General features: G+C 73.8%; 10 protein-coding genes. 7 read left to right on the forward strand and 3 right to left on the reverse strand.

Features of this window, described 5'->3' with window-relative positions; all coding sequences use genetic code 11:
• Window positions 1-241 precede the first annotated feature (241 nt).
• Entirely contained in the window at window positions 242-1,207 is a 966-nt protein-coding gene (locus CCN56_RS00875; RefSeq protein WP_086822217.1) for a zinc-binding dehydrogenase, read from the forward strand.
• Between the two features lie 105 nt (window positions 1,208-1,312).
• Complete coding sequence (locus CCN56_RS00880; RefSeq protein ID WP_373412805.1) at window positions 1,313-2,716, forward strand: cellulase family glycosylhydrolase; 1,404 nt, start codon at window positions 1,313-1,315, stop codon at window positions 2,714-2,716.
• Window positions 2,717-2,905: 189 nt separating this feature from the next.
• Here the strand turns inward: CCN56_RS00880 and CCN56_RS00885 are convergent, their stop codons facing one another.
• Both CCN56_RS00885 and CCN56_RS00890 read right to left on the reverse strand, forming a co-directional pair.
• A complete protein-coding gene (locus CCN56_RS00885; RefSeq protein WP_086822202.1) occupies window positions 2,906-3,793 on the reverse strand; it encodes a PadR family transcriptional regulator in 888 nt (295 codons plus the stop codon).
• A 1-nt stretch (window position 3,794) separates the two neighbouring features.
• Window positions 3,795-4,703 carry a DUF4097 family beta strand repeat-containing protein gene (locus CCN56_RS00890; protein ID WP_086822204.1) on the reverse strand — a complete coding sequence of 303 codons (909 nt, stop codon included), beginning with the start codon at window positions 4,701-4,703 and terminating at the stop codon, window positions 3,795-3,797.
• Between the two features lie 160 nt (window positions 4,704-4,863).
• Here CCN56_RS00890 and CCN56_RS00895 point away from each other — a divergent pair, with 160 nt between their 5' ends.
• The gene (locus CCN56_RS00895) at window positions 4,864-5,679 is read left to right on the forward strand and encodes a hypothetical protein (protein ID WP_086822206.1); all 816 of its coding nucleotides are present in this window, start codon (window positions 4,864-4,866) and stop codon (window positions 5,677-5,679) included.
• Between the two features lie 21 nt (window positions 5,680-5,700).
• On the opposite strand, the gene CCN56_RS00900 is transcribed toward CCN56_RS00895, so the two are convergent.
• Complete coding sequence (locus tag CCN56_RS00900) at window positions 5,701-5,886, reverse strand: DUF6104 family protein (RefSeq protein ID WP_030207192.1); 186 nt, start codon at window positions 5,884-5,886, stop codon at window positions 5,701-5,703.
• Window positions 5,887-5,986: 100 nt separating this feature from the next.
• On the opposite strand from CCN56_RS00900, the gene CCN56_RS00905 reads away from it, so the two are divergent.
• The 4 genes from CCN56_RS00905 to CCN56_RS00920 form a co-directional block, all read left to right on the forward strand.
• Entirely contained in the window at window positions 5,987-6,457 is a 471-nt protein-coding gene (locus CCN56_RS00905) for a CU044_2847 family protein (RefSeq protein WP_086822209.1), read from the forward strand.
• Window positions 6,454-8,505, forward strand: a complete 2,052-nt coding sequence (locus CCN56_RS00910) for a trypsin-like peptidase domain-containing protein (protein WP_086822213.1) — start codon at window positions 6,454-6,456, stop codon at window positions 8,503-8,505. The genes CCN56_RS00905 and CCN56_RS00910 overlap by 4 nt, the downstream gene beginning before the upstream one ends.
• Window positions 8,506-8,638: 133 nt before the next feature.
• Entirely contained in the window at window positions 8,639-9,649 is a 1,011-nt protein-coding gene (locus CCN56_RS00915) for a MoxR family ATPase (protein WP_086822215.1), read from the forward strand.
• A gap of 7 nt (window positions 9,650-9,656) precedes the next feature.
• Window positions 9,657-10,580, forward strand: a 924-nt coding sequence (locus CCN56_RS00920; RefSeq protein WP_306300575.1) for an SAV_2336 N-terminal domain-related protein, incomplete at its 3' end; no start/stop codon positions are given.

The raw sequence follows: 10,580 nt of genomic DNA on the forward strand, positions 1-10,580 counted from the left end.
CCGCGCCGAGGGCGTCGCGCGCCGCTGACGCGCTTCCGGTACGCCGAAGGGCCCCGTTCCTGTCCGAAAGGACCGGACGGGGCCCTTCGGCGTATGGGGTACGGGGCGGGGCCCTTCGGTGTACCGGAGCGGTGGTACGGGGGTGGAGCCTTCGGCGTACGGGAGCGGTGGTGCGGGTGGGGCGCGCGTCACAGTGAGGTGCGGTTCCGTCACGCACCCGCGGGCCCCTAGGGTCGTGGCCATGTTCGCTGCCTACGCTGCCCGAATCGACCGCGACCAGCCCCTGAACGGCCTCGAATTGGGCGAACGCCCCGAGCCCGAGGCGCGTCCCGGCTGGACCACCGTCACCGTCAGAGCCGCCTCGCTCAACCACCACGACCTGTGGTCGCTGCGCGGGGTGGGGCTGCCCGAGGAGAAGCTGCCGATGATCCTCGGCTGCGACGCCGCCGGCATCGACGAGGACGGCAACGAGGTCGTCCTGCACTCCGTCATCGGCCAGACGGGTCACGGGGTGGGGCCGAACGAGCCCCGCTCCATCCTCACCGAGCGCTACCAGGGCACCTTCGCCGAGCGCGTCACCGTCCCCTCCTGGAACGTGCTGCCCAAGCCGAAGGAGCTGTCCTTCGAGGAGGCCGCCTGCCTCCCCACCGCCTGGCTGACCGCGTACCGCATGCTCTTCACCAACGCCGGTGTGCGGCCCGGGGACTCCGTGCTCGTGCAGGGCGCGGGTGGTGGCGTCGCCACCGCCGCGATCGCCCTCGGCAAGGCGGCCGGCCTGCGGGTCTTCGCCACCAGCCGCGACGAGGCCAAGCGCAAGCGGGCCGTCGAGCTCGGCGCCGTCGAGGCGTACGAGCCGGGGGCGCGGCTTCCGCAGCGGGTGGACGCCGTCATCGAGACCGTCGGCGCGGCCACCTGGTCGCACTCGGTCAAGTCGCTGCGGCCCGGCGGCACGCTCGTCATCTCGGGCGCCACGAGCGGCGACCGGCCCACGCACGCCGAGCTGACCCGGATCTTCTTCCTGGAGCTGAAGGTCGTCGGCTCCACGATGGGCTCGAAGGACGAGCTGGAGGACCTGCTGTCGTTCTGCGCGGCGACGGGCCTGCGGCCGGTGATCGACGAGGTCCTGCCGCTGGACCGGGCGCGCGAGGGCTTCGAGAAGATGGCCTCCGGCGAGCTCTTCGGGAAGATCGTCCTGAAGACCTCCTGACCGACCTCTTGATACAGGACGGTTGTCCTGATGGGATCTCCGGCACGCGAAACGTGAACATCACTCACCTTGTCGTGTCACCTTGCCGTGCCGGAGGCCTCCTTGTTGCGAACCACCCTCGCGGCGACCGTCGTCGTCGCCTCGCTGCTCGCCCCGACCGCCGCGAGCGCGGAGCCCGCTGCCGGGGCGGATGCCGCCGCCCGGGCGGAGACCGGCGGTGACGCGATACCCGCCCTCACCGACTCCCGCGGCCGGGTCCTCACCCTGCGCGGCTGGAACCTCGCGGACAAGTCGCACAGCGGCGACGCCGCCCTCTCCGGGATCACCGAGAAGCACTTCCGGGACATGCGGGCCAAGGGCTTCAACACCGCCCGGGTCCTGTTCTTCTGGGACGACCTGGAGCCCCGGCCCGGCCAGTACAGCCGGGCGTACCTGGACAAGATCGAACGGGTCCTGGACTGGGCCCACACGTACGACGTCAAGGTCGTCCTCGACGCCCACCAGGACGTCTACGGGCCCGCCTTCGGCTCCCGGGGCATTCCGGCGTGGGCGACCAGGACCGACGGGCTGCCCTTCACCCCGCACCCCGACGACTGGTTCTCCCAGTACTTCGAGCCCGCCGTCCAGCGCGCCTTCACCCACCTCTACGAGGACGAGGACCTGCAGCGCGCCCAGGCCCGCATGTGGCGGGTGGTGGCCGAGCGCTTCGAGGACCACCCGGCCGTGCTCGGCTACGACCCCATCAACGAGCCGATGGGCGAGATGCGGGAGGGCGAGGACCTCGCGACGGCCGCCCGGCGCATCGAACGCGACCAGATCACCCCGATGCACAACCGCATCGCGGACGCGATCCGTTCGGTCGACAAGGACGCGTGGCTCTTCGTCGAGCCGACCCCGATCGTGGGCGAGGGTGTGCCCACCGGTCTGGGGCGGATCGACGACCCGAAGGTCGTCTACGCCCCCCACTTCTACAACGGCACCATGGAGGCGGGCGGGGACTACGACCCGTCGGCCCGCTGGATCGAGAACTACGAGGCGGCGGTCACCCAGTACCCGAAGGAGTACAAGGTCCCGGTGGTCGTGGGCGAATGGGGCCCGCTCAACAACTCCCTCCCGAACATGAACCGCTTCTACCGCGAGGCCATGGCCTCCCTCGGCCGCTACAGCTCCGGTTGGACCGGCTGGGAGTGGTGCTACGGCGGCGGCTACTGCGCGGTGGACGGTGCCGGGGCCTTCCGCACGAACAAGGAGCTGACCGCCGAGCCGTACGCGGAGGCGGTCGCGGGCACCGTCCGCTCCGCGTCGTACGACCCGGAGGCCGGGGCCTACCGCCTCTCGTACGACTCCGCCGGCCGGCGCGGCTCCCGCGTCACCGAGCTCTCCCTGCCGCCCGGCGACTGGCGGGTGACCGCCCACGGCGGCGCACTGGTCCTCCGCAAGGACCGGGGCAGGGCCTGGATCCTCGCGTCCCCGAACACCCGGGTGACGGTCACGGCAACCCGAGGCTGACGAGCCCACCGAGGCGGGCCCTGCGCTTGGCCCGGGCCCTGCGCTCGCGGGGTCTGTGCTCGCAGGCCCTGCGCTCGGCCCGGGGCCTGCGCTCGGCCCGGGGTCTGTGCTCGCAGGCCCTGCGCTCGGCCCGGGGCCTGCGCTCGGCCCGGGGCCCGCGCTCGGCCCGGGCCTGCGCCGTCCGGCCCGTCAGGCCTTTCTCTCGGGGTCCAGCAGGGCCGTGATGCGGAGGGCCGCCGTCGACAAGTGGTGGCGTGTCTCCGTCAGTTGGTCCTGGGTCACCCCGTGGTCGCGGGCCGCGTCGCGGACCTCGTCGCGGAAGCGGTCGAGGAGCCGGTCGAGGTCGCGGGCCGGGTCGCCCGTGCCCGCCGTGTCCCGGGCCCACTCCGGCGCCTCGGCGGAGAACGGCGCCTCCTGCGAGGCGGCCTTCGGGTGGGTCGTGCCCGCCACCAGGTCGCCGAGCTGGGCCGTGATGCCCGAGATCCCCTCCCAGACCCCCTTGGGCCAGTCGCCCCGCGAGAACCGGTCCTGGACCTCCTCCTGCACCTGCTGGGCGATCCGCTGGAACTCCTTCGCCTGGCGCCGCGCCGACCGGGCCTCCTCGCGGGCCTCGCGGGCCTGCTGCTTCCACTCCTGCTTGAACCGGCGCATCTCCTCCTTGGCCTCGGCGAACGAGGAAGGATCCGCCGTGCGGTTCTGTCCCGCGGCCGCGCGCATCTCGCTGCGCACCCGCCCGGCCGCGCCCCGCACGTCGTCGCGGATCTCCGCCGCCAGCTCCGAGACCGATTCGCGGATCTCCCGCTCCAGGTCGTCCAGTTCGGCGCCGCGCCCGGCCAGCTCGGCGCGGCCGGCGTCGGTGATCGAGTAGACCTTGCGGCCGCCCTCGCTGGCGTGCGTGACGAGACCCTCGGCCTCCAGTTTGGCGAGGCGCGGGTAGACCGTGCCCGCCGAGGGTGCGTACAGCCCCTGGAAGCGCTCCTCGAGGAGCCTGATCACCTCGTACCCGTGGCGCGGAGCCTCGTCGAGCAGCTTGAGGAGGTAGAGGCGGAGGCGTCCGTGGGCGAAGACGGGCGGCATGTCAGAGCACCTTTCCGGTCGCGGAGGGAGCGGACGAGGAATCGGCGGACGAAGGGGCGGCGGACGAGGAGGCGGCTTCGCCGTCCTCCTCGTGCTCGGGGCGGCGGAGCAGGGCGATGGAGCCGGAGACGGTCGTCGCCTTGAGCGTGCCCCGGCCCGAACCGAGGGTGCCGGTGATGGACTTGGCGCCCCACTGGCCTCCCACCCGCAGGTCCTCGAAGGCGTTCGACACGGCGCCGCTCGTGGTGCTCGCCTCGACCCGGGCGTCGGCCGGGTGCGGGAGGCGGATGGCGACCTCGCCCGAGACGCTGGTGAGCCGGATGTCGGCGGGCGGCCCGTCGAGCCGGGACGGGTCGAGGTCGATGACCATGTCGCCGCTGACCGTGTCGGCCTTCACGGAGGAGCCCGCGCCCTCGATCACCGTCACGTCGCCGGTCACGGAGTTGACGCGCAGCGCGCCGGTGACCGACTGGGCCTCCAGGTTCCCCGAGACGCTCTCGGCGCGGACCGGGCCGGAGAGTCCGAGGAGGGTGGTGTCGCCCGTGACGCCGCGCACCTCCGTACGCCCGCTGATCCCGCTGACGACCGCCTCGGCTCCGACCACGCCCACCTCGACGTCGATGCCCGCGGGGACGGCGACGGAGACGACGGCCCGGCGGCGCCGGTACTCCTTGCGCTCGAACCACTTGAGGATGCCCTTCCAGTGCAGGTCCTCGTAGGTCACGGTCAGCGTGGAGCCGTCCTGCGTCACGATCAGCGGCGGACCCTCGATCTCGGAGATCTCCAGCCGGGTGGAACTCTCGTCCGTCCCCACCACGTTCACCGTGCCGTTGACGATGCGGACCTGCAGAAGTGTCACCGGCTCGGCCGGAGCCAGCTTCGTCGGCTCGGTGACGGACCACTCTGTCATGGTGCTGACCTCCCGTATCGGCAACGCAACATATCGCGTTTCTCGATAGACACGATATATCGCGGTCTTGCGAAGTCAACCCCGACTCAACCCCGACTCGACCCTGACAGGGAGGGGGTAATAAGGGTCATATGTGGACGAATTGGCCTAGCGTGGGGCCATGAACACGACATCCGGACCGCACCCTGTCGGAGCCCTGCTGCTCTGCCGCGCCGAACCTTCCGCGGTCCGTCCGCCTGCCCGACTCCTGCGGGAACAGCTGCTCCTCGCCCCCGCGGGAGCCGAATGGAGCGTGCTCGTACCGGAGGGAAAGCCCTGGCTGCACGGCGGGGAGCCCGTCGAACAGGTCGTCACCGGCTGGGCCACCGCCCTCGCCGTCCCGGCCGCGGGACGGCCCGTCGTCGCGCTCTGGTGGGACCGCGACCGGGCCGGTCTCACGCTCGCCGCCGGCTTCCGCCGTACGGTCGGCTACACCTGGCTCGCGGACGGCACCCCCGCCGGCGAGGACGAGGCCATGCGCACCTTCGCCGACAGGCTCGCCCTCGATCCCGTCCTGGACGTGCAGGCCCTCGAACCGCTCACCGCGCCCGACCCGGACGCCGACGCCCACACCCGGCTCCTCGGCGTCGTCGCGGTCCTCGCCCGCGTCGGGCTCGCGCTGCCCACCGGAATCGTCCCCGGCGAGACCGCCGACCGGCTCCGCTCCGCCGCCCTCGCCCGGGGCGCCGAGCAGGTCGACGGCTCGGGTCGACCGCATGCCGTACGCGCGGAGCCGGACGTGGTGGAGGGCGGCCCCCTCGGCCCGTACCCGCGCGGCCCCGAAGCGCGCGTACTGGGCGGGGCGCAGCTCCTCGTGGGGGTGCCGCTGCTGCTCTGGGGCGCCGGCCGGCGCAGCGGCGGCTGGGCGACGGCCGGGGCGCTGCTCGTCGCGCACGGTGCGCTCGGGCTCGCCCACGACCGGCTGCGGGAGCGGTGACCCCGCAGCCGGAGGGGGCTCCTACTCCTCGTCGTCCTCGTCGTCGTCCAGACGGGCCAGCCAGGTCGCGAGGCGCTCGACCGGCACCTCGAAGTCGGGGTTGAGGTCGACGAACGTCCGCAGCTGCTCGGCGAGCCACTCGAAGGTGACCTCCTCCTCGCCGCGCCGCTTCTCCAGTTCCTCGATGCCACGGTCGGTGAAGTACATGCGATCAGGATAGGCCGTACCCCTCCCGTCCCCTGTCGCCCGTCAGTCCCACCGATTAGCCTTCTGGATCCAACATCGCTTCGGGGAGCGGGGGGCCGCTGTGGCACTGGGGATCGCTCGGATTCGACTGGACGACGGCACGCCCGTCTGGGCACGGGTCAGCGACGCGGAGGAACTCAACAGAGGCGGCGGCTTCCAGGACACCGGCGTCAGGGACCGGGTGGTCTCGATGGCCGGCGGGCTCACGGACGTGGTGCGCGGGGTCGTCGGCTCCCTGCGCGCCGGCCTCGACCCGCAGGGGCCGGTGGAGGTCGCCGTCAGCTTCGGCATCGAACTGTCGGCGCAGTCGGGCAAGGTGATCGGCGTCCTCGCGGACGGCGCGGGCAAGGCCTCCGTGAACGTCTCCCTCACCTGGACCGAACCGGGCCCGGTCGTCCCCGCCCCGGCCGCCGGGGCGAGCCCGGCAGGGACCCGGGCGCCCGCGACGGCCCCGGGCCCGACAGCCGGACCGGACCCCGCACCCGCGCCCCCACTGCCCAGCGCACGCCCGGCGGCCGACGAGGTCGCATGAGCGACTTCGACGCTCTCGTGCGCCCCGCACTGGTACGCATCGCAGCCCCCGGCTGCGGGTATGACCCGCACGGCGACCGGTACTGGGGCACCGGCTTCTTCATCGCCCCCGGCTGGGTGCTGACCTGCGCCCATGTTGTGGCCGAGGGGGGAAGCGCGGTGTGGAAGAGGAAGCCGGTCGTCGGCATCACCTGGGAGGACGGCAAGACCACCCGCGAGACCACGGGCACCGTCGTGCTCGCGCTGCCGCTCCCCGACCGGCCCGAGGACCCGCCCGACCGGTGGGCCTTCCCCGACATCGCGCTCATCAGCGCGCCCGGCACGGGGAAGGCGTCCTGCGTGCGCCTCAGCGAGCGCCCCACCGTCCGGCCCACCGTCCGGCCGATCCGCGTCAGCCTGCACGGCTGGTCCCGGGAGACCGGCGAGCTCGGAGTGCGCACCGTCCACGGCGAGATGAACGGCAGCGACGGACAGGCGCTCGTCACCGACGTCATGCCCGTCGAGGGCTGCTCCGGCGGCCCGGTCGTCGACCGCGACCAGGGCGCCGTCGTCGGCATCAACAAGGGACGCGGCCGCGACGGCGGCGCCGTCGTCCCCGTCACCGCCCTGCGCCGGCTGCACGACCTCCCGGGCGGGGAGAAGATGGCCGAGGCGCTGCGCGCCCACGACCGCCACCACCTCGTCCGCTACCGCTCCCTCGACGACCGGCCCGACTGGACCCGCGCCCAGGGCCGGCTGTCCGGAGCGAGCGGCGTCAGCCCCGGGCTCCGCACCCAGCTGTACGGGCACTTCGCCGAACTGCCCGCTCCCACCGCGCCCGGCGAGATCCTTGACCTGATCGACCAGGTCAAGGCCTGGATCAGGGACGACGACCTGCCGGACGCCCTGGAGGACGATCCGCGCACCTGGAGCGAGGGCGCCGGAGTCCTCCGCGGACTGCGCGCGCCCCACAGGGACGTCCACGATCTCGAACGGGACGCCCTCCTGCTGTACGCGGCGCACGTCGCCCGGCACGTCTCCGGGCGGTACGGCGAGCGGGCGGACACCGCAGGCCTCACCCGCTGGATCGTCGACGAGTCGGGCGATGCCGACCGCCACCTCCGGCGTGAGATCGACCGGCTCATCACCCCCGGCCGGTCCTCGTCCCTCTCCGTACGCGAACCCCGCGCGCGTGCCGACGTCCTCCTGGAGATCGACACCCCCCGCTACGACCGGCGGTACCCCTGGCGGGTCAAGCTCCTCCTGGACGGGCAGACCGTCACCCCGCTCCACTGCGACGACCGGGGCGTCGAGCGGGCCCGGCTCAAGGAGACCCTGCGCGAGCCCCTCGCGGACGCCCTGCGGCGCGGCGACGGCGGAGCCCATCTCGCCGCCGTGGAGGCGGTGCTGCCGCGCGAGCTCTTCGACGAACCCCTCGACACCTGGCGGCTCGAACCGCCCCACGGCCCCGACGACGCCTGGGCGACCACCCTCGGCCAGCGCAGGATCGTGGTCATCCGCGACGCCCGCCGCCACGACCTGGAACCGGCTCCCGAATGGCGCGAGCGCTGGGAGGCCGGGGAGCGAGGGCCCCTGCACGCGGCCCCGCTGCGCGCCGAGGTGCCCGGCGCGGGTCCGGACGCCCACACCCCGCGCGTACGCCGGGAGACCTGGGCGGAGACGTACGACCGGCTGCGCGAGGCCGAGGGCGGCACCGTCCCCGTCTACTGCGGCCCGGTCGGCAGCGGCGACGGCCTCATGGCGATGAACGCGGCACTCGCCGCCGGCCACCCGATGGCCCTCTGGCGGACCGGCGCCCACGACCACACCGACTGCGCGGAGTTCCACGAGCGCGCCGAGCGGCTGCTCGCCGGCGCCGTCACCGCCTGGGACATACGCGGCCCGATCCGCTCCCTGCGCACCCGCGCCCAGGACCGGGCGGCCGGCCCCGAGGCGCGCGCCGCCTACGCCTGGGCCGAGTCCATCGCCGTCCTCCTGGACCCGCCGGACCGCCCACCGCACGCGGGGCGTCTGGAGGCCCCGCCGCTGTTGGGGGAGGGGGACCAGTGACCGGAGCGACCACCGGGACGCCGGGCCCGAGATCCGTCCGATTAGGCCATCGACAGGCCCCGCCCCCGAGCGAGACCGTCGACAGAGCCGACACCGACACCGACACCGACACCACAGCCAGGAGGAGTCCATCGTGAACGATTGGCGGATCTACCGTGGTGCCGGTCTTCCGCACGACGAGATACGGCGCCTGCCCGCCCCGCCGCCCTGGCGGGACTTCTCGACGGGCGGTGCCGACGACACCCTCGCCGGCTCCGACCGGCGGCTCGGCGTCAAACGCAGACTCGTCCAGAACCACCATCCCCGGCCCGAGGAGACCGACGCCGTCAACGCCGCCCTGTACCTGCGGCGACCGCTCCTCGTCACCGGCAACCCCGGCACCGGCAAGTCCACCCTCGCGCACGCCGTCGCCCACGAACTCCGCCTCGGCCGGGTGCTGCGCTGGCCCATCGTCAGCCGCTCCACCCTCCAGGACGGCCTCTACCGGTACGACGCCATCGGCCGCCTCCAGGACGTCCAGCTGGAGCGCGCCCAGGCCGGAGCGCCCGCCGCCGCGGCCCCGGCCGGCATCGGCTCGTACATCCGGCTCGGACCGCTCGGCACCGCGCTGCTCCCCTCCGAGCAGCCCCGCGTGCTGCTCATCGACGAGCTCGACAAGAGCGACCTCGACCTGCCCAACGACCTCCTGAACGCCCTGGAGGAGGGCGAGTTCGCCATCCCCGAGCTGGAGCGGCTCGCCGACCGGGAGCCCGTCGTCGAGGTGCTCAGCGACGACGGCCGCAAGGTGCCGGTGTACGGCGGCCGGATCCGCTGCACCACCTTCCCCTTCATCGTGCTCACCTCCAACGGCGAACGGGACTTCCCCGCCGCCCTGTTGCGCCGCTGCATCCGCCTGGAGCTCGAACCGCCCGGCGAGGAGCAGCTCGGCGCCATGATCGAGGCCCACCTCGGGACCGACGCCGTCGCGGGCGACGGCGAACAGGGCCTCGTCCAGCGCTTCCTGAACCGCGAGCCCGGCGAGGTGATCGCCACCGACCAGCTCCTCAACGCCCTCTATCTGACCCAGCACGCCTCCCGTGCCGAACGGGTGACCAGGGAACGCATCGCCGACATGCTCATGCAACCTCTCGATCAGCCGAGGTGACGATCGGATGCACCGGATGCATCTGGAAGAGCTCACCCGCAGACTGCGGGCCGGCGGACAGGACCCGACCGCCGAGGACATCGCGGACGCCCTCTGGCTGTCCCGCTGGCTCCCCGGCCCCTCCCCGGAAGGGCCGGGGACCGACCCGCCGCCGGACACGGCCGGGGACACCCCCGACACCGAGGCGCGCCCCGCCGAGAGCCGGGACCCGGCCCGCCCCGAGGACGAGGCCGCACGGGGAGGGACGGGCCGGCCGACCGCGTCCGAGGGAGCGGCCCGCGAGTCCGTCTCGCTCCACATGAAGGGCGGACCCGCCGGATCACACGGCGGCGCGGGGCGTACGGAGCGGGGCGCCACCCTGCCCGTGCGCGCCCCCGGCGCGAACGCCCTGCCGGGACTCCTCGGCCTGCAGAAGGCGCTGCGCCCGCTGCGCGACTACGCCCTCGCCCCGCCCCGCCCCGGCGAGGGCACCCTCGACGAGGAGGCCACCGCCGAACGCAGCGCCGCCGCGGGCATCCTGACGCCCGTCCTGCGCCCCGTCACCGGCCGCCATCCCGACATCCAGCTCCTCATGGACACCGGCCCCGCCATGGTCGTCTGGGACCGCATGGTCGAGGAGCTCCGCCAGGCCTGCCAGCAGTCCGGCGCCTTCCGCGACGTCCAGGTGCACCGGCTGTACGACACCGGCGAAGGCCCCCCGCTCGTCACCACCACCTCCGGCGCCGACGGGCGGCCCCGGCTCCGCCCCGTCGACCAGCTCCACGACCCCACCGGACGCCGGCTCACCCTCGTCGTCAGCGACTGCGTCGGCCCCCTCTGGCAGCGCGGTGCCGCCCAGAGCTTCCTGCGCCAGTGGCCCCGGCACTCCCCGCTCGCCCTCGTCCAGCCGCTGCCGCCGCGCCTCTGGCCGCGCACCGCGCTGCCAGAGGGG

This window comes from Streptomyces sp. NRRL B-24572 (genome assembly GCF_002156145.1).
Classification (GTDB): Bacteria; Actinomycetota; Actinomycetes; order Streptomycetales; family Streptomycetaceae; genus Streptomyces; species Streptomyces vietnamensis.